General features: G+C 64.7%; 25 protein-coding genes, 1 other RNA gene and 1 pseudogene. 14 read left to right on the top strand and 13 right to left on the bottom strand.

Translation table 11 applies throughout. The features are described from left to right. Positions 1–82: 82 nt before the first annotated feature. A complete protein-coding gene (locus J1C52_RS02935; RefSeq protein WP_227426432.1) occupies positions 83–1,303 on the bottom strand; it encodes an MFS transporter in 1,221 nt (406 codons plus the stop codon). Positions 1,304–1,351: 48 nt separating this feature from the next. Here J1C52_RS02935 and J1C52_RS02940 point away from each other — a divergent pair, with 48 nt between their 5' ends. The 3 genes from J1C52_RS02940 (at position 1,352) to J1C52_RS02950 (ending at position 3,304) form a co-directional block, all read left to right on the top strand. Beyond that, complete coding sequence (locus J1C52_RS02940; protein WP_227426433.1) at positions 1,352–1,999, top strand: DNA-3-methyladenine glycosylase family protein; 648 nt, start codon at positions 1,352–1,354, stop codon at positions 1,997–1,999. Further along, positions 1,996–2,661 (top strand): alpha/beta hydrolase, encoded by a 666-nt coding sequence (locus J1C52_RS02945; RefSeq protein WP_227426434.1) that lies wholly within the window; start codon positions 1,996–1,998, stop codon positions 2,659–2,661. The genes J1C52_RS02940 and J1C52_RS02945 overlap by 4 nt, the downstream gene beginning before the upstream one ends. Positions 2,662–2,728: 67 nt before the next feature. Then, on the top strand, positions 2,729–3,304 hold the full coding sequence (locus J1C52_RS02950; RefSeq protein WP_227426435.1) for a hypothetical protein: 576 nt from the start codon (positions 2,729–2,731) through the stop codon (positions 3,302–3,304). Between the two features lie 5 nt (positions 3,305–3,309). Here J1C52_RS02950 and J1C52_RS02955 read toward each other — a convergent pair whose 3' ends face one another. The 4 genes and pseudogenes from J1C52_RS02955 to J1C52_RS02970 form a co-directional block, all read right to left on the bottom strand. Next, complete coding sequence (locus J1C52_RS02955) at positions 3,310–4,230, bottom strand: metal ABC transporter permease (RefSeq protein WP_227426436.1); 921 nt, start codon at positions 4,228–4,230, stop codon at positions 3,310–3,312. A gap of 11 nt (positions 4,231–4,241) precedes the next feature. Next, positions 4,242–5,150 (bottom strand): annotated as a pseudogene (locus tag J1C52_RS02960) (metal ABC transporter permease); the annotation flags it as partial. Beyond that, the gene (locus J1C52_RS02965) at positions 5,147–5,917 is read right to left on the bottom strand and encodes a metal ABC transporter ATP-binding protein (protein WP_227426437.1); all 771 of its coding nucleotides are present in this window, start codon (positions 5,915–5,917) and stop codon (positions 5,147–5,149) included. The pseudogene J1C52_RS02960 and the gene J1C52_RS02965, both read right to left, overlap by 4 nt. Beyond that, positions 5,914–6,864, bottom strand: a complete 951-nt coding sequence (locus J1C52_RS02970) for a metal ABC transporter solute-binding protein, Zn/Mn family (RefSeq protein WP_227426438.1) — start codon at positions 6,862–6,864, stop codon at positions 5,914–5,916. The genes J1C52_RS02965 and J1C52_RS02970 overlap by 4 nt, the downstream gene beginning before the upstream one ends. Before the next feature lie 130 nt (positions 6,865–6,994). Between J1C52_RS02970 and ssrA the strand changes: the two genes are divergently transcribed. The 3 genes from ssrA (at position 6,995) to fumC (ending at position 9,378) form a co-directional block, all read left to right on the top strand. After that, positions 6,995–7,343: a transfer-messenger RNA gene (gene ssrA, locus J1C52_RS02975) on the top strand. 96 nt (positions 7,344–7,439) lie between these two features. Further along, positions 7,440–7,904 carry an SspB family protein gene (locus tag J1C52_RS02980; protein ID WP_227426439.1) on the top strand — a complete coding sequence of 155 codons (465 nt, stop codon included), beginning with the start codon at positions 7,440–7,442 and terminating at the stop codon, positions 7,902–7,904. 79 nt (positions 7,905–7,983) lie between these two features. Continuing rightward, positions 7,984–9,378, top strand: coding sequence for a class II fumarate hydratase (fumC, locus tag J1C52_RS02985; protein ID WP_227426440.1), 1,395 nt, complete (start codon positions 7,984–7,986; stop codon positions 9,376–9,378). A 75-nt stretch (positions 9,379–9,453) separates the two neighbouring features. Here the strand turns inward: fumC and J1C52_RS02990 are convergent, their stop codons facing one another. The 3 genes from J1C52_RS02990 to J1C52_RS03000 form a co-directional block, all read right to left on the bottom strand. Continuing rightward, on the bottom strand, positions 9,454–10,275 hold the full coding sequence (locus J1C52_RS02990; protein ID WP_227426441.1) for a TylF/MycF family methyltransferase: 822 nt from the start codon (positions 10,273–10,275) through the stop codon (positions 9,454–9,456). 107 nt (positions 10,276–10,382) lie between these two features. Next, a complete protein-coding gene (locus J1C52_RS02995; RefSeq protein WP_227426442.1) occupies positions 10,383–11,285 on the bottom strand; it encodes a class I SAM-dependent methyltransferase in 903 nt (300 codons plus the stop codon). 4 nt (positions 11,286–11,289) lie between these two features. After that, positions 11,290–11,505, bottom strand: coding sequence for a hypothetical protein (locus J1C52_RS03000; protein WP_227426443.1), 216 nt, complete (start codon positions 11,503–11,505; stop codon positions 11,290–11,292). Between the two features lie 154 nt (positions 11,506–11,659). On the opposite strand from J1C52_RS03000, the gene J1C52_RS03005 reads away from it, so the two are divergent. Both J1C52_RS03005 and J1C52_RS03010 read left to right on the top strand, forming a co-directional pair. Next, positions 11,660–12,946: a lipoprotein-releasing ABC transporter permease subunit gene (locus tag J1C52_RS03005; protein WP_227426444.1), complete on the top strand. Its 1,287-nt coding sequence runs from the start codon at positions 11,660–11,662 to the stop codon at positions 12,944–12,946. Next, on the top strand, positions 12,939–13,619 hold the full coding sequence (locus J1C52_RS03010; protein ID WP_227426445.1) for an ABC transporter ATP-binding protein: 681 nt from the start codon (positions 12,939–12,941) through the stop codon (positions 13,617–13,619). The genes J1C52_RS03005 and J1C52_RS03010 overlap by 8 nt, the downstream gene beginning before the upstream one ends. A 111-nt stretch (positions 13,620–13,730) precedes the next feature. On the opposite strand, the gene alr is transcribed toward J1C52_RS03010, so the two are convergent. The 4 genes from alr to mnmA are packed head-to-tail and all read right to left on the bottom strand — an operon-like array spanning position 13,731 to position 17,756. Then, on the bottom strand, positions 13,731–14,765 hold the full coding sequence (gene alr / locus J1C52_RS03015) for an alanine racemase (RefSeq protein ID WP_227426446.1): 1,035 nt from the start codon (positions 14,763–14,765) through the stop codon (positions 13,731–13,733). A 10-nt stretch (positions 14,766–14,775) separates the two neighbouring features. After that, entirely contained in the window at positions 14,776–15,615 is an 840-nt protein-coding gene (gene rsmA / locus J1C52_RS03020; protein ID WP_227426447.1) for a 16S rRNA (adenine(1518)-N(6)/adenine(1519)-N(6))-dimethyltransferase RsmA, read from the bottom strand. Further along, the gene (gene pdxA, locus J1C52_RS03025; protein ID WP_227426448.1) at positions 15,612–16,565 is read right to left on the bottom strand and encodes a 4-hydroxythreonine-4-phosphate dehydrogenase PdxA; all 954 of its coding nucleotides are present in this window, start codon (positions 16,563–16,565) and stop codon (positions 15,612–15,614) included. The genes rsmA and pdxA overlap by 4 nt, the downstream gene beginning before the upstream one ends. A 51-nt stretch (positions 16,566–16,616) precedes the next feature. After that, complete coding sequence (gene mnmA / locus J1C52_RS03030; RefSeq protein WP_227426449.1) at positions 16,617–17,756, bottom strand: tRNA 2-thiouridine(34) synthase MnmA; 1,140 nt, start codon at positions 17,754–17,756, stop codon at positions 16,617–16,619. A gap of 134 nt (positions 17,757–17,890) precedes the next feature. Between mnmA and J1C52_RS03035 the strand changes: the two genes are divergently transcribed. The 6 genes from J1C52_RS03035 to gluQRS all read left to right on the top strand — a co-directional run bounded on the left by J1C52_RS03035 (position 17,891) and on the right by gluQRS (position 25,854). Then, the gene (locus tag J1C52_RS03035) at positions 17,891–18,169 is read left to right on the top strand and encodes a DUF1153 domain-containing protein (RefSeq protein ID WP_227426450.1); all 279 of its coding nucleotides are present in this window, start codon (positions 17,891–17,893) and stop codon (positions 18,167–18,169) included. Positions 18,170–18,257: 88 nt separating this feature from the next. Then, positions 18,258–18,974: a response regulator transcription factor CtrA gene (gene ctrA / locus J1C52_RS03040; protein WP_227426451.1), complete on the top strand. Its 717-nt coding sequence runs from the start codon at positions 18,258–18,260 to the stop codon at positions 18,972–18,974. A gap of 83 nt (positions 18,975–19,057) precedes the next feature. After that, positions 19,058–21,193 (top strand): NAD-dependent DNA ligase LigA, encoded by a 2,136-nt coding sequence (gene ligA / locus J1C52_RS03045; protein ID WP_227426452.1) that lies wholly within the window; start codon positions 19,058–19,060, stop codon positions 21,191–21,193. A 2-nt stretch (positions 21,194–21,195) separates the two neighbouring features. Then, a complete protein-coding gene (recG, locus tag J1C52_RS03050; protein ID WP_227426663.1) occupies positions 21,196–23,286 on the top strand; it encodes an ATP-dependent DNA helicase RecG in 2,091 nt (696 codons plus the stop codon). A 326-nt stretch (positions 23,287–23,612) separates the two neighbouring features. Then, the gene (gene trmFO / locus J1C52_RS03055) at positions 23,613–24,968 is read left to right on the top strand and encodes a methylenetetrahydrofolate--tRNA-(uracil(54)-C(5))-methyltransferase (FADH(2)-oxidizing) TrmFO (protein WP_227426453.1); all 1,356 of its coding nucleotides are present in this window, start codon (positions 23,613–23,615) and stop codon (positions 24,966–24,968) included. Between the two features lie 43 nt (positions 24,969–25,011). Then, positions 25,012–25,854 carry a tRNA glutamyl-Q(34) synthetase GluQRS gene (gene gluQRS / locus J1C52_RS03060; RefSeq protein WP_227426454.1) on the top strand — a complete coding sequence of 281 codons (843 nt, stop codon included), beginning with the start codon at positions 25,012–25,014 and terminating at the stop codon, positions 25,852–25,854. Here the strand turns inward: gluQRS and hisI are convergent. Then, complete coding sequence (gene hisI / locus J1C52_RS03065) at positions 25,851–26,213, bottom strand: phosphoribosyl-AMP cyclohydrolase (RefSeq protein ID WP_227426455.1); 363 nt, start codon at positions 26,211–26,213, stop codon at positions 25,851–25,853. The genes gluQRS and hisI overlap by 4 nt on opposite strands. Position 26,214: the final 1 nt, after the last annotated feature.

Here is a 26,214-nt window from a genome sequence, read left to right on the forward strand (position 1 = left end):
TGTTGGGCCATACCAAAGCACCAGCGACGGGGCCGCGCAAGGGGCACGCGCCGTCACGTTGCGTCAGGTGGGGAGTGGTGGGTTACGCCTCTTTGGGGCGCGCGGCCAGCCAGATCAGCGCGCCGCCTGCCAGCACAAGGAAGGGCAGCATCGCCATGTTCACAAGCTGCCAGCCGGTTTCGGTGGTCCCGCCAGAGCAGTTCATCAGGCTGCCGGAACTGAGCGAGGCCAAGAACACCCCGCCGAACACGATCATGTCGTTCAGCCCCTGCACGCGTCCGCGCTCTTCGACCGAATAGGCGGCGGTCAGCATCGTGGTGGCCCCGATAAAGCCGAAATTCCACCCAAGCCCCAAAAGGATCAGGGCGATGTAGAACTGCTCTAGCTCGACCCCGGACATGGCCACCGCGCCCGACAGCGCCAGAATGACCAGCCCCACCGCCACGATCATGCGAGAGCCGAAACGCGCGATCAGGTGGCCGGTGAAGAAAGAGGGCGCATACATGGCCAACACATGCGCTGACACGATGTTGGCCGCGTCCCCGGTGTCGAACCCGCAGCCCACCACCGCCAGGGGGGTCGAGGTCATGACAAGGTTCATCAGCGCGTAAGAAACGGTTCCGCAGATGATCGCGACGGCGATCAACGGGCTTGTCAGCAACTCTTGCACAGAGCGGCCCTTGGGCGCGCCGTCCTCGGCTTTCGGCGGTGTCGGGATGTCCAGAAAGCTCAGAAGCAGCACACCGCCGATGTTCAGCGCGATCACCGTCAGGTATGTCGCCAGAAACGGCACCGCCATCGCGTCCGACGTGGCGGAAACGAGTTGTGGGCCGAAAATGGCCGACAACAGCCCCCCCGCCATCACGAAGGAAATCGCCTTGGGGCGGTATTCGGGGCTGGCCATATCGGCGGCGGCGAAGCGGTAAAAGCCATTTGCCGACATGTAGACGCCGGAAAACAGGCTGCCCAACAAGAAGATCAAGAACGACCCGGCATAAAGCCCGTAAGAGGCGAGCAAAGCGCCGATTCCGCCGCTGACACAGGCCAGCCAGAACCCGGCACGCCGCCCATAGGCTTGCATGATGGCCGATAAGGGCGTCGCCGCCAGCATCGACCCCAGCACGATCATGGAAATCGGCAGCGTGGCCCAACAGGGGTTCGGGGCCAGCATTTGCCCCGACAGACCGCCGATGATGAACATGATCGGCAGTTGCGCGCCCACCACGGCCTGTGCCGCGACAAGGACGGCCACGTTGCGCTTGGCGCGGGCCTCGGTGGACGGGGTTGCAATCGTATCGCTCATGCGCGCAGGATTAGCGCGGATATATTCCATTTGAAAGTGGTGTTTTACATGTGCAACGATCCGGCGGCGGTTGGTCGCATCCTGACATCAGAGGACTGCATGGCCGAAGGGGCCGCGTGGCTGGCCGCGCAAGAGCCGCGCTTTGCCCATGCGCTGAGGCTGACCGGTGTGCCACCCCTGCGCCGTCGCCCGGATGGGTTCGCGCATCTGTTGGGCGCGATCGTGGGGCAACAGGTCAGCACGCACGCCGCCCGCGCGATCTGGGCGCGGCTGGAAAGGGCAGGGCTGACGACACCCGACGCGGTTCTGGCTGCCGATGACGACACACTCCGCGCGCCGGGCCTGTCGCGCCAAAAGGTGCGGTATGCCCGCGCGCTGGCGGGTGCGGGCATAGATTTCGACGCCTTGCGCACAGCACCCGACGATCAGGTCGTCGCGACGCTGGTGCAGGTCACGGGCATTGGCCGCTGGACCGCCGAGATCTACGCCATGTTCAGCCTTGGCCGCGCCGATGTCTTTGCGCCCAACGATCTGGCGCTGCAAGAATCCGCGCGCCGCCTGTTCCATTTGCCCGACCGCCCGCGCGAAGCGGCGCTGCGGCGCATGGCCGAAGCATGGTCGCCGTGGCGGACGGTTGCGGCGGGGCTGTTGTGGGCGTATTACCGCGTGGAAACCGATAGGGAAGGCATTGCATGACACGGGTTTTGACATCGGAACGGCGCGGGCCGTCCAGCGGGGGCAAGGCCACATCGGCAGTCGTCTTCGTGCATGGCTATGGCGCGGACGGGTCCGACCTGTTGGGGCTGGCCGACCCGCTTGGCCCGCATCTGCCCAACACCGTGTTCTTCGCCCCCGACGCACCAGAGCAGAGCGTCGCCAACCCGTTCGGCTACCAGTGGTTCCCGATCCCGTGGATCGACGGGTCCAGCGAAGAGCAGGCCCGCGCGGGCCTGTTGGCGGCGGCGGATGATTTCAACGCCTTTCTGGATGGTATTTTGGAAAAAGAGGGGCTGACCCCCGACGCGCTGGCGCTTGTGGGCTTTTCCCAAGGCACCATGCTGTCGCTGCATGTCGCACCGCGCCGCGCGCAGCCTGTTGGAGCGCTGGTGGGTTTTTCTGGGCGATTGCTAGCTCCAGAACTTCTGGGCGCTGAAACTATCAGCCGCCCGCCAGTGCTTTTGGTGCATGGAGACCAAGACGATGTGGTGCCAGTCGCGTCCATGCCAGAGGCGGCCGATGCGCTGGTTGCCGAAGGGTTCGAGACCTACAGCCACATCTCGAAGGGCACCGCGCATGGCATTGCCCATGACGGGCTGTCGCTGGCGCTGTCCTTCCTGCGCGACAAGCTGCCGGGCTGAGCGCCAAGGGCGCTTGCCAGAGGGCACCGCACGGGTCAGAATGCCCCCGTCACTTGGAGGGTTGTTCATGCGTCGTTACTTCACCTCGATACGGATCGGCGGAACGCTGGTGCTGTGTCTTGCGGCCTCTGCGCTTCAGGCGCAGGGCATGGGGCACGGTATGGGGCATGGCGGGATGCACGGGGCCGACCCCGGCCATATGCATGACGAGGCGACCATGCCAGGCCTGCGCGGGCTGGATGCGACCGCGCAGGAAAGCGCGGAAATGGCCATCATGTTCCGCAATTTCCAGACGCTCGAGCGCGAGGTCACGCATTTGCCGAATGGCATTCGTACCGTGACACGCGCGACCGATCCCGATGTGATGGCGGCCCTTGTCAGCCATGTCACCGGCATGATCGCGCGGGTGGAAGAGGGGCGCGACCCGCAGGTCTTTATCCAAAGCCCGACGCTGGATATTTTCTTCGCCCGACCGGAGGCGATTTCGACCGAGATTGAGTTGACCGATGCGGGCATTGTTGTGACCCAGACCTCGGACGACCCGGAAATGGTCGCAGCGCTTCACACCCATGCAGATGAGGTGAGCGATATGGCCGCGCGGGGCATGCAGGCGGTGCATGAAAAAATGATGCAGGGCGGCTAAAGCGCTCAGACCGCTCGCGCGCCGGTGCGGTGTGGCCCGAACAGCACCGCAAGTCCAAGAATCACCCCAGAGACGACCGCGATCATCCCCGCCGCGCTCACCGCGTCGCGCGCGCCCAGCCATAGCGGGCCATAGCCTGCCAACACATAGCCAAGGATGGCAGACAGGGCTGCGAAGGCCAGCGACCACCAGATCTGGGCGCTCAGGCTGTTGGTCATCAGCCGCGCGGCTGCCGGCGGGCAGATGAACATCGCGATCACAAGGATGGACCCGACCGCCTGAAACGCCGCTACCGCCGCCAAAGCGGCGCTGATGACCAGCCCGAAACCCAGCGCACCCGCAGGAATGCCCAAGGACCGCGCGAAGCCTTCGTCGAAGGTCGCGATTTTCAGCCAGCGCCAAAAGGCCAGCGTCAGCGCGCCGATCAGGGCGAAAGTCAGCGCCATGGTGGGCAATTCCGGGGGCAGGCTGGCCCAAGCGGCGGGGTCGAGCACCGAGGCCCACCCGCTGGCGCGCAGCCAGATCAGCTGCTCCAGATTGCCCATCAGCGCGTGTTCCACGTCGAGATGCACGCCAGAACTGCCGGATTGCTCCAGCAACAGCACGCCCGCGGCAAACATCGAGGTGAACACCACCCCCATCGCCGCGCCCGGCTCGACCCTGCCAAAGCGGCGGATGGCTTCGATCAGCACCACGGCGATGATGGCCGCGCCTGCTGCACCCAAACCCATCGGCCCCGCCGCGACCGTTCCGCTGACCAGAAAGCCCATGACGATACCGGGCAGCACGACATGGCTGATCGCATCGCCGATCATGGCTTGGCGGCGCAGGATCAGGAAATTGCCGGGCAGCGCGCAAGCCATGGCGGCGAAAATGCCGATCAGGATCGGTGTCAGCGAGAATTGCACGAATTCCGCGCCCATCATGCCCCCCGTTGCAGGCGACGGCGCATCCGTGCATGGCGCAGCGCGGCCCAGAGCGTGCCGCGTGCGGGGGCCAGCAGCATTGACAGCGTGAACCCGGCGGTCAGCACCAGAACAATGATCGGGCCGGTGGGCAGGTTCGGCGCGCTGGCCGAGATGGCCGCCCCCAGATACGCCCCCGCGCCACCGATACCGCCCGCGATCCAGACCATGCGCGCAGCGCTTTCGGTCCAGAACCGCGCGGCGACGGGCGGGATAATCAACAGCGCCACGATCAGCACCAGCCCCACCAGCTTCAGCCCTATGACGGTCACGGCCATGGCCAGCCCCATGATCAGCAGGTCGATCGCGCGGGTGTTATAGCCCAGCGTGGCGGCATAGGGCGCATCGAACGCGACCAACGTCATGGGGCGGCGCATTGCCCAGCAAACGCCCAGAACCATGGCCCCGCCCAGCGCGATCAGGATCGCATCCTCGCGCAGCATTCCGGCGGTCGCGCCCAGCAGGAACTCTTCCAGCCCCGCCTGCCGCCCCGCGCGCATGTTCTGCACCACGGTCAGCAGCACGATGCCAAGGCCGAAAAACGTGCCAAGGACGGCACCCATGGCCGCATCTTCGGCCAGGCGGGTGCGGCGGGTGATCCAAGAGATGACCAGAAGCCCCGTCAACCCGCTGAGCGCCGCGCCTGTCAGCAGCCCGAAGAGCGCGCGGCCCTCGCCCCCCATGGCAACCATGAGCATGAAGGCCAGCACAATGCCCGGCAGCGACGAATGCGCGGTCGCGTCCGAGACGAGCGCGCGTTTGCGCAAGGTCACGAAACTGCCCGCCGCACCCGCAGCCAAGCCCAGCATGGCCGCGCCAAGCGCCACCAGCGCGGCGTTATAGCCCGCTTGCAGCGTCAGCGCGTCCCAGAATTGCGTCATTCGGCGGCCTCTTGGCTGCGTAGGCCTGTGCCCATCGGCGCCAAGCGCCCGCCATAGGTCGCGTGCAGCGTTTCGGCGGTGAAGGCGGTCGCGACCGGCCCCTCGGCCCGGCGCGTGACGTTGATGAGGAACACATGGTCGAAATACTCGGCCACGGTGGCCAGATCATGGTGCACCGCGATCACCGATTTGCCGGCCGCGCGCAGGCTACGCAGCACCTCGACAATGGCGCGCTCGGTTGCGGCATCGACGCCCGCAAACGGTTCGTCCAGCAGGTAAAGATCGGCTTCTTGCGCCAAGGCGCGCGCCAGAAACACCCGCTGTTGTTGCCCGCCAGAGAGTTGCCCGATCTGGCGTTTGGCGAAATCGGTCATGCCCACGCGGTCCAGACAGGCCAGCGCCTGCACGCGTGCCGCGCCCGACAAGCGGCCCCACAGGCCCGCGCGGCGGTATTGGCCCATCTGCACCACGTCCAGCACGGTGGCCGGGAAATCCCAATCCACGCTCGCACGTTGCGGCACATAGGCGACGCGGGCGCGCGCGTCCTCAAAAGTCTGGCCGAAAATCGCGACCTCGCCGCTCAGGCGCGGGACCACGCCAAGGCAGGCTTTCAGGAAGGTGGATTTGCCCGCCCCGTTCGGCCCGATGATGGCCGAAAGCGCCGCCGCCGGGAAGGTGGCATCCACATCCTCGACGGCGGGTTTGTCGCCATAGGTTACACTCAACCCGCGCACGGCAAGAGGGCTATGGGCGGGCAGGGCGGTCATTGCGTCAGCGATCCTGTCAATCCGGCCTCAGGGGCGGTGCCGCCCAGCGCGCGGGCGATGGTGGTCACGTTGGAATCGATCATGCCGATATAAGTTCCCTCATAGGTGCCTTCCTGGCCCATCGCGTCGGAATAAAGCGCGCCGCCGATCGTGACCTCGTGGCCTTGGGCGGCGGCCCCTTCGATCAGCGCGCGAATGTTGCGGTCGCTGACCGAGGTTTCGACGAACACCGCGCGAATGTCGCGCGCGACCAGCATATCGACCAGTTCGGAAATGCGTTGCAACCCGGCCTCGGACACGGTCGAGATACCTTGAATGCCGACCACCTCGAACCCGTAGGCCGCGCCGAAATAGCCGAACGCGTCATGCGCGCTCAGCAGCACCCGCGCGCTTTCGGGCACAGAGGACAGCACATCGCGCGAATAGGTCTCAAGCTGCTCAAGCTGCGCCAGAAAAGCGTCGGCATTCGCGGTGAACGTGTCTGTGCCTTCGGGATGTGCCTCGATCAGGGCATCCCGGACCACGAGGCTGACCTCTGACCAAAGTGTCGGGTCCATCCAGACATGCGGGTCGAAGCGGCCCTCGTAATCCTCATGTGCGAGCAGGCGGTCTTGCGGAATGGTCTCGGCCACGGCCACGACATGCCCGGTCTCGCCTAGTTCCAGCAGGAAATCCTCCATTTGCGCTTCAAGGAACAATCCGTTCCACAGCACCAGATCGGCCTGCGCCAGCGCCACGATGTCAGTGCGCGTCTGGCGGAAGGCGTGGGGGTCCACACCCGGACCCATCAGCGCGGTCAACTCGACCAGATCGCCACCGATGGCGCGGGCGGTGTCGGCGATCATGCCGGTGGTCGCCACCACCTCCAGCCGGTCCTGGGCAGCGGCGGGCAGGGCGGCCAAGACCGCAAGGGCGAGGCTGGACAGGAAACGTGTCGCGGCACGCATGGATAGGTATCTCCTTCGGTTGGAACATAGGTGAGTTGCGAATAACTCGCAATAGCAAAGAAAATGCAATTCATTCTCAAAAAGGCAAGCCCGACACGCTGCCCCGCGATCACGAAATGCGGAAGTGCACACCCTTGCATCACGCGCGCACCGCGCTTACATCTGAGGTGTCTCGCAAGGGACTATGGGCATAAACGCGCTCGGAATAAGCGGATCGGACCCGGGGGCGGTACCCGGCGGCTCCACCAATATCCTTCATTTGGGGATTCTGGGGCCGAAACAGGATCGACGAACGTGTAAAGGGGTTAGCTTTGCCTCGGTGAGCCACCACCGTTATCGGTGCAAAACGTACAGTTGCAAATGACAACCGTGCTCCGGTCGCAGTCGCAGCGTAAGCTGTCACAAGACCGAAACTTAAGCCCTTGCGCCTAGCAGCGTAAGGCGGGGTTCGCAGGCACCTGGCAACAGAAGCCTGCACTTTCCTCCTGCATTTTCTGCTGCAGTCGCACAGCGCCCCTTTCAATCGGGTCACAGTTGGGTATGGTGGGCGCAGAAGGATTGAAGGGCGAACCAGTATGAGCGGCGAAATCGACTATGGCAACCTGATGCATGACGCCATGCGCGGCCTGATCCGGTCGGTCATGGAGCGTGTCGCGCAAGATGGTCTGCCGGGCGAGCATCATTTCTTCATCACCGTCGATACCGAGCACCCGGACATGCAAATGGCCGACTGGCTGCGTGAGCGTTACCCGGATGAGATCACGCTGGTCGTGCAGCATTGGTTCGAAAACCTTGTCGTGGACCCGAACGGCTTTGCCATCACGCTCAATTTCGGCAACTCGCCGGAACCTTTGTATATCCCTTTCGACGCCATCTCGACCTTCGTGGACCCGTCGGTCGAATTCGGGCTGCGGTTCGAGTTGCAGCATGATGACGACGACGAAGAGGATGACGACGACATCGAAGCGCCGATGATGGAAGACGCCCCGCGCGAAGAGAAAAGCGCGGATGTCGTCAGTCTGGATCAGTTCCGGAAATAGCGGTATGCGGCGGTATGCCGATTGATCTTCGCGCGCTCTGGCGCTAAGCGAAGGCAAATCAGCCGCAAGGAGCGCCGCCATGACCCAGACCCGCACCGAAACCGACAGCTTTGGCCCGCTGGAGGTGCCCGCCGACAAGTATTGGGGCGCACAGACACAGCGATCCATCCTGAATTTCCCCATCGGCTGGGAACGTCAGCCGGTGCCGATCATCCGCGCGCTGGGGGCGATCAAATGGGCCTGCGCGCTGGTCAACATGGAACAGGGCACGCTGGACGACCGCCGCGGCGGGGCCATCGTGCAGGCCGCAACCGAAGTGTTCGAGGGCAAGTTCGACGATAATTTCCCGCTGGTGGTGTGGCAAACCGGGTCGGGCACGCAAAGCAACATGAACGCGAACGAGGTGATCTCGAACCGCGCGATCGAAATTCTGGGGGGGATGATGGGGTCCAAGGACCCGGTGCATCCGAACGATCATTGCAACATGGGCCAGTCGAGCAATGACACATTCCCGACCGCGATGCATGTCGCAATCGGGATGCTGGCGCGCGATGTGCTGTTGCCGGGTCTGACCAAGCTGCACCTTGCGCTGGTCGAGAAGTCCGAGGAATTCAAGGACATCATCAAGATCGGCCGCACCCATACGCAAGACGCGACGCCGCTGACACTGGGGCAGGAATTCTCGGGCTATGCGCATCAGGTCAAAATGGGCATTGCGCGCGTCGAGATGTGCCTGCCGCATATTTATGAGCTGGCGCAGGGCGGCACGGCGGTCGGCACGGGTCTGAACACGCGCAAGGGCTGGGATACGGGCGTCGCCGCCCATATCGCCAAGATCACCGATCTGCCCTTTGTCACCGCACCCAACAAGTTTGAGGCCTTGGCCGCGCATGACGCGATGGTCATGTTCTCTGGCGCGCTGAAAACCGTGGCGGCCAGCCTGTTCAAGATCGCCAATGACATGCGGTTGCTGGGCTCTGGCCCGCGCTCGGGCCTCGGCGAGCTGATCTTGCCGGAAAACGAGCCGGGCAGTTCCATCATGCCCGGCAAGGTCAACCCCACGCAGGCCGAAGCCCTGACCATGGTCTGCGCGCATGTCATGGGCAATGACGCGGCGGTTGGCTTTGCCGGGTCGCAGGGTCATTTCGAGCTGAACGTCTATAACCCGATGATGTCCTATAACGTGCTGCAATCCATGCAGCTTTTGGGCGATGCCGCCAGCAGCTTCACCGACAACATGGTCGTGGGCACCAAGGCCAATGTCGAGCGGATCGACAAGCTGATGAAGGAATCGCTGATGCTGGTGACGGCACTGGCGCCCACCATCGGCTATGACAACGCGACCAAGGTCGCCAAGACCGCGCATAAGAATGGCACCACGCTGAAGGAAGAAGCCATCGCGCTTGGGTTTGTCGATGAAGAGACCTTCGATCGCGTCGTGCGCCCCGAGGACATGATCGGCCCCAAGGGCTGACGTTACTTCATAGGATGAAAAAAAGGCGCGGTGGGAGGAACCCGCCGCGCCTTTGTTTATCCGGTCCGTTCCGCGTCAGGCGGTTTTCAGGCGACGCTCCCACCACACGCCGGTGCCGTCGATTTCCTGAATATCGGCAATATCGTCGGGGGCATGGGTTTCCAGAAAATCATGCACCGCTTTGCGGCAGGCTGGCACGGCGTGGTAATCATCGACGATGACCGTGCCGCCGATGCTGACCTTGTGATAGAGCGCCTTCATCGCGTCCATGGTGCTGTCATACATGTCGCCATCCAGCCGCAGCACGGCCAGCTTGTCGATGGGCGCGGTGGGCAGGGTCTCGCTGAACCAACCTTTCAGGAACTGCACCTGATCGTCCAGCAGGCCGTAGACGCGGAAATTGTTCTGCACTTCTTCCAGCGAAACGGCCAGCACGGGCACTTTGTAATGACGATCGCCCTTGTCATAGGAATGCACGCTTGTGTCGGGCGGCGGCAGACCGGCAAAGCTGTCGGCCACCCAGACCTTGCGCTCGGTGTCGCCATAGGCTTTCAGAATCGCGCGCATATAGATGCAGGCACCGCCCCGCCACACGCCGGTTTCGATGAAATCTCCGGGAATGCCGCGCTCTATCGCGTCAGAGCAGCGCGCGCGCAAGTTCGCCATGCGCTTGCGCCCGATCATGGAATGCGCGACCGAGGGGAAATCCTGACCCACTTCGCGCTTCTGGGCGTTGAACTCCTTGGCGCGGGAATGGGTGGCATGGCCGCCAAAGGCGCGGCGGATTTTCTGCACCAATGTCCGGCGCAGGGGCGGGTCTTTATAGATCTCGTTGATAATGACCGCCCCGATCAGATCAAGGTAAGCGGTGCGCAGGTCGGCTTCTTGGGGTGTCATGAATGGTGTCCGGATCAACTACATGTGATCCGTGGCTAGCCGCGCGGGGCGTGCCCGTCAAGCAAGCACGTCCGGACGGGGGCGGTTTTGGCGCTGCCGTCGCGCCGTCAGCCCGGTTTACGCCAGCTTGTCACCAGAACCGAGGCGCGCAATTCCTCGTCCGCGTAGCCCTGCAACTCGCCCGCCGCGCGCAACGCGTCCAGATCGGCTTGCGAGGGGTATTCCTCTATCCCCAGCCAGTCGCCATGGCCCGGCCAGTGATCCTCGAAGGCGCGCCGATACTCGGCCAGCCGCCACTCGTTCAGGTAGGAATTGGGCTGCACCAGCCCGCGCGTGGCATCGCGCAGATGCGGCCATGGCGGCAGGGCTTTCGGGTCGACGAACAGGCGCATGTCATGCGCGCCGGTATGGCTGGTGTAAAGATGGGTAATCATATGCGCCGCACCGCCGGGGCGCAGCACGCGCGCCACCTCGGCGGCAGCTTGCGCGGGGTCGGGCAGATGTTCGAACACAGAGGTCGAGACGACCGCGTCGAAACTATTGTCAGCGAAGGGCAGGTGATGCGCGTCGCCCGCCACGATGGTCGTTTTCAACTGCGCCGCGCGCACCCCAAGCTGGCGCGCCAGTTCCGCGCGGGTTTTGCGGTCGATCCCCAGCAGGTGCCGCCCCAACGTCTTGACCGCGCGCAAGGCGCCGTTCTCGCGCCAGATGCGCCACAGGTCCGACAGGCGCAACCGGTCGGGCGTGGGTTCCATATCGACCCCGACCGCGCGGTTCGTCAGCCCGGTTATCATCAGGAACAGCCGGGTTTGTCCGGGGCCGATTTCCAGCAGGTCGCAATCCACCAAGGGCGCGCCGCGCAGCTCTTCCAGCGCGCTGACCATATCGGCCTGTTGCGCGCGGGCATAGGTGACATTGCCGGCAATATCGCCGGTCTGGCGCTTGTAGATGCCCAGCAATTCGGTGGTGATGCTGGACAGGCCGCGTTGGCCGCGCAGATAGCTTGGCATTGGGCTAGCGCTTTCGGGACAGGGCTTGTTGCAAGGCGTTGAACTGCGGATCATGCGCCGGCAAACGCGGGCCTGCGCCGCCCGTGGCGCGCCAGAGCGCAACGCCCAGTGCCGCAAAGGCCAGCCCGCCCCATGGCCCCGTGGCCCATGCCATCACAAGGCTTGCCGCCCCGAACAGGGCCAGCATGGCCAGCGCCAGACATATGAAGATCGCATCCATGCGGAAAAGCAGACCACGCTTTTCGCGGAAATGCAATTTCGGAAATCGCGCGCAGACGTGAGCGGCAGAGCCGCGCGGGGCCGTGCTTTGCCTTTGCGCTTGGCCGGTGCAGGGGCTAGACAGGCGGTATACCACATATGGACCACCGCCCACGATGCCCAACCACACCCCGCCCTTTGCCCCGTTCGAATGGATGATCGCCTGGCGCTACCTGCGCGCGCGCCGCGCCGAAGGCGGCGTCAGCGTGATGTCGATCATTTCCTTCGTGGGCATCACGCTTGCGGTTTTCGCGCTGATCGCGGTTCTGGCCGTGCGCTCCGGCTTTCGCACCGAATTCGTCGATACGATCCTTGGCGCGAATGCCCATGTCACGGTTTATTCGGCGGTGCATGTGGATGAAGCGGGCCGCACCAGCCGCGTCATCGAAGACTATGACGACCTGGCCGAACGTCTGGCCGCCATTCCCGGTGTGACCCGCGTCGCGCCCTTGGTGAAAGGGCAGGTCATGGCGTCTGCCAACGGGCGCAATTCCGGGGTCGAGGTGTTCGGCATCATGCCCGACGACCTGCTGACCATCCCGCGCGTGGCCAATCCCGAAACCGCCTCTGGCGACATTGCGCGTTTCACGGACGGGGTCGCCATCGGCTCTGGCGTGGCGCGCGATCTGGGGCTGGGGGTGGGCGACAGCATTCGGCTGATCTCTCCGGACGGGGTGCGCACGGCGTTCGGCACAAGCCCGCGTATTTCAGCCTACGAGGTGGTCTATATCTTCACCGCCGGGCGCTACGACATCGACCGCACGCGCGTCTACATGCCCTTTTCCGAGGCGCAGGTCTATTTCAACCGCGACGGCGTGGCCGACGAGATGGAGGTGATGGTCGAAGACCCCGACAATATCGACGCGCTGCGCGCTCAGCTTTTGCGCGTGGGCGGCGAACGGGCGATGCTGTGGACATGGCGCGACAGCGCGGGCTCTTTCCTGCGCGCGCTAGAGGTCGAAGATAACGTCATGTTCGTGATCCTCTCGATCCTTGTGCTGATCGCGGCGATGAACATCATCTCTGGCCTTATCATGCTGGTAAAGAACAAGGGCCGCGACATCGGCATCTTGCGCACGATGGGGCTGACCGAGGGGTCGGTCTTGCGGGTGTTCTTCATCTGCGGGGCCAGTATCGGGCTGCTCGGCACGCTCGCGGGCGTGGTGCTGGGCTGCCTGTTCGTGATCTATATCGACCCGATCTTCAGCTTCGTGAACTACGCCTCTGGCGGCGGGGTCTGGGATCCGGCCATTCGCGGCATCTATGCGCTTCCGGCCGAATTGCGGCTGGAGGATGTCCTGAAATCGGTGGCGCTGTCGCTGTCGCTCTCGTTCATCGTCACCATCTTCCCGGCGCGGCGCGCGGCGCGCATGAACCCTGTCGAGGCATTGCGCTATGAATGATCAGGCCTTGGTGCTGAACGCCATCTGCAAGACCTACAACGCGGGCAAACCCAATGAGGTGCGGGTTCTGCGCGATGTGTCGGTCACGCTGGACCGGGGCGAGGTGGTTGCGCTGGTCGCGCCCTCTGGCGCGGGCAAATCCACGCTGTTGCATATCGCGGGCCTGCTGGACACGCCCGACACGGGCGATGTGTTGGTCGATGGCACCAACATGACCCGGCTGGGCGATGATGCGCGCACGCTGGCGCGGCGCGGGCAGATCGGGTTCATCTACCAGTTCCACCATCTGCTGCCCGAATTCTCGGCGCTGGAAAACATCGTGCTGCCGCAACTGGCCAACGGGGTGGGGGCCAGCGAGGCCCGCGACCGCGCGCGGATGCTTCTGGACCGCGTGGGCGTGGGCAAGCGCGCCGACCACAGGCCCGCGGCGCTGTCGGGCGGCGAGCAGCAGCGCGTGGCCTTTTGCCGGGCGCTGGCGAATGCGCCGGGGCTGTTGCTGGCGGATGAGCCGACGGGGAACCTTGACCCCACGACATCCGACCAGGTCTTCGGCGCGTTGATGGACCTTGTGCGCGAGACGGGGCTATCAGCACTCATTGCCACGCATAACATGGACTTGGCCAAACGCATGGACCGTATGTTGCGGCTGGAAGAGGGCCGGGTCGTCGGCTGAGGCTAAGCAGCAGCCAAAGCAGTCTAAGTGAAAGCGAGAACGCGCGACCGCCCGAGATGGGTGCGGGGAACCCGCGCCCGCCTGGGGGGCGGGCGGTCGCGGGTTGCCTCGCTACTCCGAATACACCCGCTTATACCGCTGCCCCAGTCCCGTCAGCATCTCATACCCGATGGTGCCAATCACATCGGCCAAGGCATCCACGCCTTGATGCGGGCCGATCAGGTCCAGCGCCGCGACCGGGCCATCGACGGCGCTGACATCAATCGTCAGCAAATCCATCGACACGCGGCCCAGAAGCGGGCAGGGCGTGTCACCGGCCCAGAGCGTGGCACGCCGCGACAGCGCGCGCTGAATACCGTCGGCATAGCCCGCCGCGATGGTTGCCACCCTCAGATCGCGGTCGGCCACAAAACTGTTGCCATAGCCCACGCTTTCGCCAGCCTGCACGATGCGCGTCTGGATCACCGGGATCGACAGGCGCACGACCGCCTGCGCCTCTGCAAAGGGCAGGCCGCCATAAAGGCCGATGCCGGGACGCGTCAGGTCGAAATGATAGTCGCGGCCCAAAAGCACGCCGCCCGTGGCCGAGAGCGAGCGCGGCACGCCCGCGCCATCGGTCAGCTCGCGGAAGGTGGCCAATTGCTGCGTGTTCATCGGGTGGTCAGGCTCATCCGCGCAGGCCAGATGCGACATGATAAGCGCCGGCGCCTGCGCCAGCGCAATCTCTGCGACCGAGGCCCATTCGTCCGGCTCCATCCCCAAACGGTTCATGCCGCTGTCCAGTTGGATGCCAAAGGGGTGGCCGGGAAGCGCTTCGAAATGGCGGGTCAGTTGCTCGACAGAGTTCAGCATCGGGATCAGCCCCGCGTCGCGGATCACGCCCGCATCGCCCGCCATATGCCCGCCATAGACATGGATGGGCAGGTCAGGGCCGATGGCCGCGCGCACCGCCACGCCCTCTTCGGCGACGGCCACGAAGAAGCGGCGCGCGCCTGCCTTGGCCAGCGCATCCGCCACGCGCCCCGCGCCCAGACCGTAGCCATTGGCCTTGACGGTCGCCGCCGTTTCAACGTCGGTCATTGCGTCCAGCGCCCGCCAATTCGCGGCCAATGCGCCCAAGTCTATGTGCAATTCTGCCTGTGCCATCTTCGGCCCCTTACCTGTTGTCCTTCAGCGCCCGCGCCAAAGCGCAGAATTGCTCCAGCCCGATCTCCTCGGCCCGCGCGGTCGGCGCAATGCCTGACGAGTGCAAGAGCGTTTCAATATCGGGGTGCAGCCCTTTCAACGCCGCGCGCAGCATCTTGCGCCGCTGGTTGAAGGCCATGGCGACCACGCGCTCCAGCACCTTCGCCTCTGCCGGAAAACGCGGGGCGTCGCGCTTCACGATATGGACCACGGCAGAGCTGACCTTGGGCGGCGGCGTGAATGCCTCTGGCGGCAGGTTCAGCACGATCTTGGCATCGGCGCGCCATTGCACCATCAGCGCCAAGCGCCCATAGGCCTTGGACCCCGGCTTGGCCACGATCCGTTCGGCCACCTCGCGCTGGAACATCAGCGTCAGGCTGTCCCAGAAGGGGGGCCATGTGTCGGGCGTCATCCAGCGGATCAGCAATTCGGTGCCCACGTTATACGGCAGGTTCGCCACGATCTTGATGGGCGGTGTCAGATGCGCGAGCGGGTCGACTGCCAGCGCGTCGCCCTCGATCACGCTCAGACGGCCCGGATAGGCGGCCTCTATCTCTGCCAAAGCGGGCAGACAGCGCGCGTCCTTTTCAATCGCCAGCACCCGGCGCGCGCCCTCTGCCAGCAGCCCACGCGTCAGCCCGCCGGGGCCGGGGCCCACTTCCAGCACATCGGCACCCGTCAGATCGCCCGCTGCCCGCGCAATCCGCGCGGTCAGGTTCAGGTCCAGCAGGAAATTCTGCCCGAAGCTTTTCTTCGCGCGCAGATCATGCGTGCGGATCACATCGCGCAAGGGGGGCAAATCGTCGATCATGCACCCATATTCCACGCCATGCGGATGGCCGCAATCAGGCTGTCGGGTTTGGCCACGCCTTTGCCCGCGATGTCATAGGCCGTGCCATGATCGGGCGAGGTTCGCACGAAGGGCAGCCCCAGCGTGACATTCACGCCCTCGTCGAAGGCAAGCGTCTTGATCGGGATCAGCGCCTGATCGTGATACATACAGATCGCGGCGTCATAGCGCGCGCGGGCGGCCCCGTGGAACATGGTGTCGGCAGGCAGCGGGCCGCGCAGGTCCAGCCCCTCGGCGCGCAAGCGGTCCAGAACGGGCGCGATCAGGTCGCGATCTTCTTGGCCCATCGTGCCATCCTCGCCTGCATGGGGGTTCAGCCCAGCCACGGCCAAACGCGGGCTGGCGATCCCGAAATCGCGGATCAGCGCCGCATGGGTGATGCGGATCGTCTGCTCCAGCAATTCGGGCGTCAGGGCACTCGGCACCTCTGCCAGCGGAATATGGATCGTGACCGGCACCACGCGCAGCGCGTCGGATGCCAGCATCATCACCACGCGGTCCACCCCCGCCAGATGCGCCAGAAACTCTGTATGGCCCGGAAATCCGAAACCCGCGCCCGATTTCAACGCCGCCTTGTGGATCGGGCAGGTCACAAGTCCGCGCGCGGACCCCGATTGCACCAGCTCCACCCCGTAGCGGATCGCCTCTATCACGCCCGCCGCGTTGGCGGGGTCGGGCTGTCCCGCACGGGCATGGGCTGCGAAGGCGACCGGCAAGACGGGCAGGGCGCTGCCGCCGCAATCGGCCACATCCTCGACCATCCGGAACGCCACGCCCGCCGGCAAATGGCGCGGATCGCCCAGCCAGACGAAGGGGCAGTCTGCCCCCACAGCTTCCCAAGCCTTGGCCGCAATTTCGGGACCAATGCCCGACGGGTCGCCGCAAGACATCACCAAGGGTCGCTTATCCATGCGCGGACCTCCTCTTCACCTTGCAAGACCTCCTCCGCGATGGAAGAGATGTCAGCGACCTTTCCAGATCCAGCCACCGCCGAAGACGCGCGTGCCTTCGCCATCGTAGAACACGCAAGCCTGTCCGGGGCTGATGCCTTCCTCTGCCGTCAGCAACTCCACCTCTGCCTCTGTTGCCGACAGGGGCCGGATGATCGCGGGCGCAGGCGGGCGGGTCGAGCGCAGCTTGACCGACAGGTGCCACTCTTGCTGGCTGTCGAAAGGCGCATCGCCCAGCCAGTTGATCTCGCGCACCGGCACAGTGCGTGTGGCCAGCGCCTCTTTCGGGCCGACGACAACGCGGCGGGCATCGGGGTCAAGCTTGACCACATACAAAGGTTCCGTCAGCCCGCCAATGCCAAGCCCGCGCCGCTGCCCGATCGTGTAATGGATCACACCCTCATGCACGCCCAGCACGTTTCCTGCCAGATCGACAATCTCGCCCGGCTCTCCCGCGCCGGGGCGCAGCTTTTCAATCACGGCGGCATAATTGCCATCGGGCACGAAACAGATGTCTTGGCTGTCGGGCTTGTCGGCCACCGCCAGCCCGTGTTTCGCGGCGAGCGCGCGCGTTTCCGCCTTGGTCGCCAGATGGCCCAAGGGGAAGCGCAGGAAATCCAACTGCTCTTGCGTGGTGGAAAACAGGAAATAGCTTTGGTCGCGCACCGGGTCGGCGGCGCGGTGCAACTCCGCTTTCAAAGCACCGGGCTTGCGCTGGATGTAATGGCCGGTCGCCATGCAGTCCGCGCCCAAGTCCTTGGCGGTTTCCAGCAGGTCGCGGAACTTCACCCGCTCGTTGCAGCGAATGCAGGGTACGGGGGTGGCGCCCCCCAAGTAAGCATCGGCGAATTCGTCGATCACGGCCTCGCGGAATTGCGATTCGTAATCCAGAACATAATGCGGAAAGCCCATCGCTTCGGCCACGCGGCGGGCGTCGTGAATGTCGCGGCCCGCGCAGCACGCGCCCTTCTTGGCCAAGGCCGCGCCATGGTCATATAGCTGAAGCGTGACACCCACCACGTCATAACCCTCTGCCGCCAGTTCGGCGGCCACGACCGACGAATCCACGCCCCCCGACATGGCGACAACCACGCGGGTTTCGGCCACGGGCTTGGGCAGGCCCAGCGAATTCAGCGGCGTGTCATAGGGCATCGGCGAAGGCTCCGGCAAAACAAGCGCGAAATATAAGAAAATGCTCTCTATTCTCAACCCCCGCATTCAACCTCTGCTTAACATTCCCGCGCAATTCTCTGGGCACTCGGGTGAAGGACCAAGGAGGGTGCCGAATGTATATCAAGAAAGTAGACGGGCCGCGCGCGGTCAGTCTGGAGGATGGAACGGTTTTGACATTGGCGGATCTGCCGCCAAAAGACACGCGCCGCTGGGTTGCCAGCCGCAAGGCGGTGGTGGTGCAGGCGGTGGGCGCGGGGCTGTTGTCGCGCAAGGCCGCGCTGGAACGCTATGACCTGTCGGACGAGGAATTCGATCTCTGGGCAAAAGCGGTCGAAAGCCACGGGGTAGAGGCGCTGAAAGTCACGGCGCTGCAAAGGTATAGACAACCTTAGGTAGTATGTGGTCTTTATGAACGCACGGTAACCTAGAATTAACGCTTTTGGTTAAAACTGGGCTGAACGGCGACAATGGAGAACCCTTATGCGCGTGCTGCTTGTTGAAGACGACCCGACCACCGCCCGCTCGATCGAGCTGATGCTGACCCATTCCAATTTCAACGTCTATTGCACCGATCTGGGCGAAGACGCGGTCGAACTCAGCAAGTTATACGATTACGACCTGATCTTGCTGGACCTGAACCTGCCCGACATGGCCGGGCTGGATGTGCTGCGCCAGATCCGGGTTGCGCGGGTGGATACGCCGGTTCTGATTCTGACGGGCGATCTGGACACCGACACCAAGCTGCGCGGCTTCGGCGGTGGCGCGGATGATTACCTGACCAAACCCTTCCACCGCGAAGAACTGGTCGCACGCATCCACGCCATCATCCGCCGCAGCAAGGGGCACGCGCAATCGGTCATCCGCACGGGGCTTTTGAACGTGAACCTCGACGCCAAATCGGTCGAGGTCGAGGGGCAGGTCGTGCATCTGACCGGCAAGGAATACCAAATGCTGGAACTGCTCAGCCTGCGCAAGGGCACGACGCTGACCAAGGAAATGTTCCTCAACCATCTCTATGGCGGCATGGACGAGCCGGAGTTGAAGATCATCGACGTCTTCATCTGCAAGCTGCGCAAGAAACTGGCCGAAGCGACGGGTGGCGAAAGCTATATCGAAACCGTCTGGGGCCGGGGCTATGTGCTGCGCGATCCGGTCGTGCAGGCCCAACCCGCCGCTGCCAAAGCCCTGTCGGCCTGACCACCCTCGCGGGGCTGGACGCGCGACCGCCCGCGCCCTATCACCTGTGTCAGGCAAGACTTGGGCGTGCGCGGGGGGCGTAGATGGCGGGCAAGACGGACAGGACGGCGGACCGGATCGACGTGGCCGATCTGACGCAGGATCAGGCGGTCGAGGAACTCGCGCGCCTGTCCGACCTGATCGCCCGCGCCGACGCGGCCTATCACGGCGAAGATGCGCCGTTCCTCTCGGATGGCGACTATGACGCGCTGCGCCAACGCAACGCGGCCATCGAAGCGCGGTTTCCCGGCCTGCAACGCGACGACAGCCCGTCGTTGCGCGTGGGCTCCGAACCCGCCGCCGCTTTCGGCAAGATCCGCCACGCCAAGCGGATGCTGTCGCTTGCCAATGGCTTCAGCGATGACGACATCGCCGAATTCGTCGCCGGCATTCGCCGCTTCCTTGGCTTGGCCGAGGATGCGCCATTGGCCTTCACGGCAGAACCCAAGATCGACGGCCTGTCGCTGTCGCTGCGCTACGAGGACGGCCAGCTTGTCCATGCCGCCACGCGCGGTGATGGCGAAACCGGCGAGGATGTGACCGCGAATGCGCGCGAAATCCCCGACATCCCGACCGCGCTGACCGGCGCCCCCGCCATTCTGGAGGTGCGCGGCGAGGTCTATATGGCGCATGACGATTTCGAAGCCCTCAACGCGCGGCAGGCCGAACAGGGCGCGAAAACCTTCGCCAACCCGCGCAACGCCGCCGCCGGATCGCTGCGCCAGCTGGACCCGGCCATCACCCGCGCGCGGCCTCTGCGCTTTTTCGCCTATGCCTGGGGCGACCTCTCTGCCCCCTTGGCGGCCACGCAATCGGACGCGGTCGCGCGGCTCCACAAGCTCGGCTTCCAGACCAACCCTTTGATGCAGACCTGCGAAAACGTGCACGCCATGCTCGCAACCTACGCCCGGATCGAAGCGCAGCGCGCCACGCTCGGCTATGACATTGACGGCGTCGTCTACAAGCTGGACGATCTGGCGCTGCAAGACCGGCTTGGCCTGCGCTCGACCACGCCCCGCTGGGCGATTGCGCATAAATTCCCCGCCGAACTGGCCTGGACCCGGCTGGATGCGATCGAAATCCAAGTCGGACGCACCGGCGCGCTCAGCCCCGTTGCGCGCCTGTCGCCGGTCACGGTGGGCGGCGTCGTCGTCTCGAACGCGACGCTACATAACGAGGATTACATCGCCGGACGCGATTCCAAGGGCGCGCCCATCCGCGAGGGCCGCGACATCCGCGTGGGCGACTGGGTGCAGGTCTATCGCGCGGGCGACGTGATCCCGAAAATCCGCGATGTGGACCTGTCCAAGCGGCCCGAGGGCAGCGCGCCTTACGAATTCCCCCAGACCTGCCCGGAATGCGCCAGCCCCGCCATCCGAGAGCCGGGAGATTCGGTGCGCCGCTGCACCGGCGGGCTGATCTGCCCCGCGCAGGCCGTTGAACGGCTGAAGCATTTCGTCAGCCGCGCGGCATTCGACATCGAAGGCCTCGGCGCGAAACAGGTTGAAGCGTTTTGGCGTGACGGCTGGATCGCCACGCCGCGCGACATTTTCACCTTGCAAGACCGTTTCGGCCCCGGCCAGGTGCGCCAGTTGAAAAACCGCGAGGGCTGGGGCGAAACCAGCGCGAAGAAGCTGTTCGAAGCGATTGAGGATAAACGGAAAATACCTCTGTCACGCTTCTTGTTCGCGCTCGGCATCCGCCATATCGGGGAAACCTCGGCAGCGCTTTTGGCCGGACATTACGGCACATGGCCCGCCTTGCGCGCGGCCATGGCAGAGGCGCAGGACACAGGCAGCGTGGCCTATGGCGACCTTTTGTCGATCGACGGGGTCGGCCCGGTCATGGCGCGAGCGATTCTGGCCGCGTTCGAGGCCGAGGGCGACGAAATCGACGCGCTCGCCGCCTGCCTGACCATCGAAGAGGCCACGCGCGCCCGCACCGACAGTCCCGTGGCGGGCAAAACGCTTGTCTTCACCGGCACGCTGGAGCGGATGACCCGCGCAGAGGCCAAGGCCCGCGCCGAAGCCTTGGGCGCAAAAGTGGCGGGGTCGGTTTCTGCCAAGACCGACATGCTGATCGCCGGGCCGGGCGCGGGGTCGAAGGCCACCAAGGCCGCGGCCTTGGGCGTTCAGGTCATCGACGAAGACGCGTGGCTTGCCCTGATCGGGGCCGCCTGAGCATGGCCGCGCGGCCCGAAGTGCTGTTCCCGCTCTTCGGCGCGCTCGACGGGCTGGACGGGATCGGCCCGAAAACCGCGCGCAATTTCGAAGCGCTGGACATTGCCACGCCGCGCGACCTGTTGTTTCACTTGCCGCATGGCGTGATCGACCGGCGCAGGCGCAACAGCTTGCGCGGGCTGGATTTTCCAGCGGTTGCCACGGTCGAGGTGGTGGTCGGCGCGCATCATGCGCCGCGGGCGCGCGGGCGGCCTTACCGGGTGTTCGTGCAAGATGCCGAGATGGAATTTCAGCTCGTGTTCTTCCACGCGCGCGGCGAGTATCTGCAAAAGCTGCTGCCAACCGGGCAGCGCCGGGTGGTGTCGGGCAAGGTCGAGTTGTTCGACGGGATCGCGCAGATGGTCCATCCCGACCACGTTCTGCGCCCCGACGAGGCATCGGACCTGCCGGAGTTCGAGCCCGTTCATGCGCTGACCGCAGGCGTTAGCCAAAAGCTGATGGCGCGCGCGATTGGCGGCGCGTTGCAGCGTGTGCCCGCGCTGGAAGAATGGATCGACCCGGCGCTGAAGGCGCAGAAAGGCTGGCCCGATTGGGCCGAGGCCGTGCGCCGCGCGCAAGCGCCGCACGCGCTGGCCGATCTGGCGCTAGTGGCCCCGGCGCGGGCGCGGCTGGCCTATGACGAGGTGTTTGCGCATCAACTGACGCTCGCGCTTGCGCGGGCGCGAGCGCGGCGCAAACCGGGGCGCGTGACCCAAGGATCTGGTCGCTTGCAAGCGCGCGTTCTGGACAGTCTGCCCTATGCGCCGACCGGCGCGCAGACCCGCGCGCTGGCCGAGATTTCGGCCGATATGGCCAGCCCCCGCCGCATGAACCGCCTGTTGCAAGGCGATGTGGGCGCGGGCAAGACGCTGGTTGCGATGCTCGCGCTGCTGATCGCGGTAGAGGCAGGCGGGCAGGGTGTGTTGATGGCACCGACGGAAATTCTGGCGCGGCAACATCTAGAAAGCCTGACCCCCTTGGCGCAAGCGGCGGGCGTGCGGCTGGAGTTGCTGGCGGGCCGCGACAAGGGGGCGGAGCGGGCGCAGAAACTGGTCGATCTGGCCGAGGGACGCATCGACATCCTGGTCGGCACCCATGCGGTGTTCCAGAAAGGCGTCGATTTCGCCGATCTGCGGCTGGCCGTGGTCGATGAACAGCACCGTTTCGGCGTCGCCCAACGCGCGGCCCTTGCGGCCAAGGGCGAGGGGGCGGATGTGCTGGTCATGACCGCCACGCCCATCCCGCGCTCGCTCGCCTTGGCGCAATATGGCGATATGGACGTGTCGGTGCTGGACGAAAAGCCGCCCGGCCGCAAACCGATCACGACCGCGCTGGTGTCGTCTGCCCGGCTGGACGAGGTGGTGGCGAAATTGCGCCACGCCATCGCCGAGGGTCGGCAAGCCTATTGGGTCTGCCCGCTGGTCGAGGACAGCGAGGTCAGCACGCTGACCGCCGCCCAGACCCGGTTCGAGCATCTGCGCGCGGCCTTTGGCGACGGCATGGTCGGGCTGGTGCATGGGCAACTGCCCCCTGCAGAGAAAGACGCCGCCATGTCCGATTTCGCAGCGGGCCGCACGCAGCTTCTGGTCGCCACCACGGTCATAGAGGTGGGCGTGAACGTGCCCAATGCCACGATCATGGTGATCGAGCGCGCCGAAAGCTTTGGCCTTGCGCAGTTGCACCAGCTTCGGGGCCGTGTCGGGCGCGGGGCCGATGCCTCTACCTGCCTGCTGATCTACGAGCCGCCTTTGGGCGAAACCGCCGCGCGCCGCCTGAAGCTGCTGCGCGACAGCGAGGACGGCTTTCGCATAGCCGAGGAAGACATGGCCATTCGCGGCGCGGGCGACCTGATCGGCACCGCGCAATCAGGCCTGCCGCGCTTTCGCGTGGCCGACCTAGAACGTCAGGCCGCGCTGATGGCGCTGGCGCAAACCGACGCGCGCAAATTGCTGTCCGACGACCCAGAGCTGACCAGCCCGCGCGGGCGCGCCGCGCGCGTGGCGCTGTGGCTGATGGAGCAGGACAAGGCGATTCAATACCTCTCGATCGGCTAATGTTCCAAATTTGTTCTTGACTATATGCAGAACAAATGTGAACATTCAGTTAACAGAGCAAAGGAGGTTGCCCATGTCATCGCTTCGAAGCAAAGCCGGCCGGATCATGTTCTTGCAGGATTTGTGCGGCAGTGTCGCGCTTGTGGTGCTGATGGTTGCCGCCTTTTATCTGCCGCTCTTTGCCTGAGCTTGCGGGCTTGCCGGCCCGTGCCTGACCTGACTTTCGCCGCCATGCGCCCCCACGCATGTGCGGCGTTTTTTCATGTGGGCATTTGCCAAACCGCCGGGGCGCGGTTATCTGGGGCGAAACGCGAAAGGGGAAGTGCATGGACAAGGTTCTGAACATTGTCGGCGGCGGCATGGCTGGGTCAGAGGCCGCGTGGCAAGCCGCGAATATGGGCATTGACGTGGTCATCCACGAAATGCGCCCCAAGGTCGGCACCTTTGCGCACCAGACCCAGAACCTTGCGGAAATGGTGTGTTCCAACTCTTTCCGCTCGGATGATGATGAGAATAACGCTGTGGGCCTGCTGCACTGGGAAATGCGCGCGGCGGGCGGGCTTATCATGGAAATGGCCGATGCCCATGCGCTGCCCGCGGGCGGCGCGTTGGCCGTGGACCGCGACGCGTTTTCCGCAGCCGTCACCGAGCGTTTGCTGGCGCATCCGCGCATCTCGGTGGCGCGCGAAGAAATCACGGCGCTGCCCGATCAGGGCCAGTGGATCATCGCGACCGGGCCGTTGACCTCCAGCGCCTTGGGGCAGGCCATCGCCGCAGAGACGGGGGCCGAGGCGCTCGCCTTTTTCGACGCCATCGCGCCGATTGTCTATTTCGACAGCATCGACCTGTCGAAAGCGTGGTTCCAGTCCCGCTATGACAAGGGCGAGACCGAGGAAGAACGCAAGGCCTATCTGAACTGCCCGATGGACCGCGACCAATACGAGGCCTTCATCGACGCGCTTCTGGCGGCGGAGAAAACCGAGTTCCACGAGGGCGAAACGGCGGGCTATTTCGACGGCTGCCTGCCGATCGAGGTGATGGCAGAACGCGGCCGCGAGACGCTGCGCCATGGCCCGATGAAGCCCGTGGGCCTGACCAACCCGCACGCGCCCGATGTAAAACCCTATGCCGTTGTGCAGCTGCGCCGCGACAATGCCCTGGGCACGCTTTACAACATCGTGGGCTTTCAGACCAAGATGAAGTATGGTGCGCAAACCTCTGTTTTCCGTATGATTCCGGGGTTAGAGGATGCCAGCTTCGCGCGTCTGGGCGGCATTCACCGCAACACGTTCCTGAACTCTCCGACGCTGCTGGATGCGCAAATGCGCTTGCGCTCACGGCCGAATATCCGCTTTGCGGGTCAGATCACCGGGGTCGAGGGCTATGTCGAATCCGCGGCAATGGGCTTGCTGGCCGGGCGCATGGCCGCGGCGGAATTGTTGGGCCAGACGCTGCCGGTCGTGCCGCAAGACACCGCGATGGGCGCGCTTGTTCATCATATCACCGGCGGGGCAGAGGCTAAGACCTTCCAGCCCATGAACGTGAATTTCGGGCTGTTCCCGCCCGTGGGCGGTGTGAAAGGCGGTCGGCGCGGGCGCAAGGACCGCTACAAGGCCTATACCGACCGCGCGAAAACCGCTTGGCAGATGTGGTTGGGGCAGATGCCGGCGCAAGCGGCCTGACCTAAAGCGTTACGTCAGGAATGGCTTGCAAGGGTTTGAAACCATGACATTCCGGACTCGCTTCGCGCCATCGCCAACGGGGCCGCTGCACTTGGGTCACGCCTATTCCGCCATTCTGGCACATGACATGGCGCGCGCCGAGGGCGGCGCGTTCCTGTTGCGCATAGATGATCTGGACCAGTCCCGCGCGCGGCCCGAATGGGAAGAGCTGATCTACGAGGATTTGCGCTGGCTTGGCCTGACATGGGACGGACCCGTGCGCCGCCAGTCCGACCATTTCGACGACTACCGCGCGGCCCTTGCGACAGTGGCGGCGCGCGGTGCGGTTTACCCCTGCCGCTGCTCGCGCGCCGATATCGACGCGGCCGCATCGGCCCCACAGGAAGGTGTGCCCACTTACGGTCCCGACGGCCGCATCTATCCCGGCACCTGCCGGGGCCGCCCTTATGCAGACCGCCGCCCCACCGACGCGCTGCGCTATGACCTGACCAAGGCCAATCTGGACGGGCCGCTCAGCTTCACCGAAACCGGCCCCGCCCATGCGGGCACCCATACGGTTACGCGCGATGAACTGCTGGCCCATGTGGGCGACCCGGTTCTGGCGCGGCCCGGCATGGCGGCGAGCTATCATTTTTCCGTCGTGCTGGATGACGCGGCCTGTGGCATCACCCATGTCATTCGGGGCGAAGACCTGTTCGAGGCGACCTTCCTGCAAAGCTTCTTGCAACAGCAGTTGGGCCTGCCCGCACCGATCTATCACCACCACAGGCTGATCCGCGACGCGGCAGGCAAACGGCTGGCCAAACGCGACGATGCGCGCGCCATCCGCACTTACCGCGATGACGGCGCGACGCCGCAGGACATCCGCCGCATGATCGGACTTTAATCGGCCTCTGGTGCCATCAACTCCACCTCGGACCCGCCGCGAATGGCGGTATAAAAACACGAGCGCCGATTGGTGTGGCAGGCGGGCCCGGTCTGCTTGACCATGACCAGCAGGCAATCGCGGTCGCAATCCACCCGGAAATCGACCAGTTCCTGCACATGGCCCGAACTCTCGCCCTTGACCCAGAAGGATTGCCGCGAGCGGCTCCAATAGGTCACGCGGCGGGTTTCAAGCGTGCGCGCGACCGCTTCGGCATTCATCCACGCCACCATCAGCACCTCGCGGGTCACAGCGTCCTGCGCAATGGCGGGGATCAAGCCTTTGTCATCATATCGTAGGGTTTGCGGATCGAAATTCATG

Origin of the sequence: Roseibaca sp. Y0-43 (assembly GCF_020667835.1) — a bacterium.
GTDB lineage: Bacteria > Pseudomonadota > Alphaproteobacteria > Rhodobacterales > Rhodobacteraceae > Roseinatronobacter.

Bases quoted from the DNA above. Each gene is read 5' to 3' on its own strand.
- J1C52_RS02970 (WP_227426438.1), bottom strand. From the start codon at position 6,864: ATGCGTGCCGCGACACGTTTCCTGTCCAGCCTCGCCCTTGCGGTCTTG.
- J1C52_RS02945 (WP_227426434.1), top strand. From the start codon at position 1,996: ATGACACGGGTTTTGACATCGGAACGGCGCGGGCCGTCCAGCGGGGGC.
- trmFO (WP_227426453.1), top strand. From the start codon at position 23,613: ATGGACAAGGTTCTGAACATTGTCGGCGGCGGCATGGCTGGGTCAGAG.
- J1C52_RS03035 (WP_227426450.1), top strand. From the start codon at position 17,891: ATGTATATCAAGAAAGTAGACGGGCCGCGCGCGGTCAGTCTGGAGGAT.
- pdxA (WP_227426448.1), bottom strand. From the start codon at position 16,565: ATGGATAAGCGACCCTTGGTGATGTCTTGCGGCGACCCGTCGGGCATT.
- ctrA (WP_227426451.1), top strand. From the start codon at position 18,258: ATGCGCGTGCTGCTTGTTGAAGACGACCCGACCACCGCCCGCTCGATC.
- J1C52_RS02965 (WP_227426437.1), bottom strand. From the start codon at position 5,917: ATGACCGCCCTGCCCGCCCATAGCCCTCTTGCCGTGCGCGGGTTGAGT.
- J1C52_RS02935 (WP_227426432.1), bottom strand. From the start codon at position 1,303: ATGAGCGATACGATTGCAACCCCGTCCACCGAGGCCCGCGCCAAGCGC.
- fumC (WP_227426440.1), top strand. From the start codon at position 7,984: ATGACCCAGACCCGCACCGAAACCGACAGCTTTGGCCCGCTGGAGGTG.
- J1C52_RS03010 (WP_227426445.1), top strand. From the start codon at position 12,939: ATGAATGATCAGGCCTTGGTGCTGAACGCCATCTGCAAGACCTACAAC.
- J1C52_RS02980 (WP_227426439.1), top strand. From the start codon at position 7,440: ATGAGCGGCGAAATCGACTATGGCAACCTGATGCATGACGCCATGCGC.
- alr (WP_227426446.1), bottom strand. From the start codon at position 14,765: ATGGCACAGGCAGAATTGCACATAGACTTGGGCGCATTGGCCGCGAAT.
- rsmA (WP_227426447.1), bottom strand. From the start codon at position 15,615: ATGATCGACGATTTGCCCCCCTTGCGCGATGTGATCCGCACGCATGAT.
- J1C52_RS02995 (WP_227426442.1), bottom strand. From the start codon at position 11,285: ATGCCAAGCTATCTGCGCGGCCAACGCGGCCTGTCCAGCATCACCACC.
- recG (WP_227426663.1), top strand. From the start codon at position 21,196: ATGGCCGCGCGGCCCGAAGTGCTGTTCCCGCTCTTCGGCGCGCTCGAC.
- ligA (WP_227426452.1), top strand. From the start codon at position 19,058: ATGGCGGGCAAGACGGACAGGACGGCGGACCGGATCGACGTGGCCGAT.
- hisI (WP_227426455.1), bottom strand. From the start codon at position 26,213: ATGAATTTCGATCCGCAAACCCTACGATATGATGACAAAGGCTTGATC.
- gluQRS (WP_227426454.1), top strand. From the start codon at position 25,012: ATGACATTCCGGACTCGCTTCGCGCCATCGCCAACGGGGCCGCTGCAC.
- J1C52_RS02990 (WP_227426441.1), bottom strand. From the start codon at position 10,275: ATGACACCCCAAGAAGCCGACCTGCGCACCGCTTACCTTGATCTGATC.
- J1C52_RS02950 (WP_227426435.1), top strand. From the start codon at position 2,729: ATGCGTCGTTACTTCACCTCGATACGGATCGGCGGAACGCTGGTGCTG.
- mnmA (WP_227426449.1), bottom strand. From the start codon at position 17,756: ATGCCCTATGACACGCCGCTGAATTCGCTGGGCCTGCCCAAGCCCGTG.
- J1C52_RS02940 (WP_227426433.1), top strand. From the start codon at position 1,352: ATGTGCAACGATCCGGCGGCGGTTGGTCGCATCCTGACATCAGAGGAC.
- J1C52_RS02955 (WP_227426436.1), bottom strand. From the start codon at position 4,230: ATGATGGGCGCGGAATTCGTGCAATTCTCGCTGACACCGATCCTGATC.
- J1C52_RS03005 (WP_227426444.1), top strand. From the start codon at position 11,660: ATGCCCAACCACACCCCGCCCTTTGCCCCGTTCGAATGGATGATCGCC.
- J1C52_RS03000 (WP_227426443.1), bottom strand. From the start codon at position 11,505: ATGGATGCGATCTTCATATGTCTGGCGCTGGCCATGCTGGCCCTGTTC.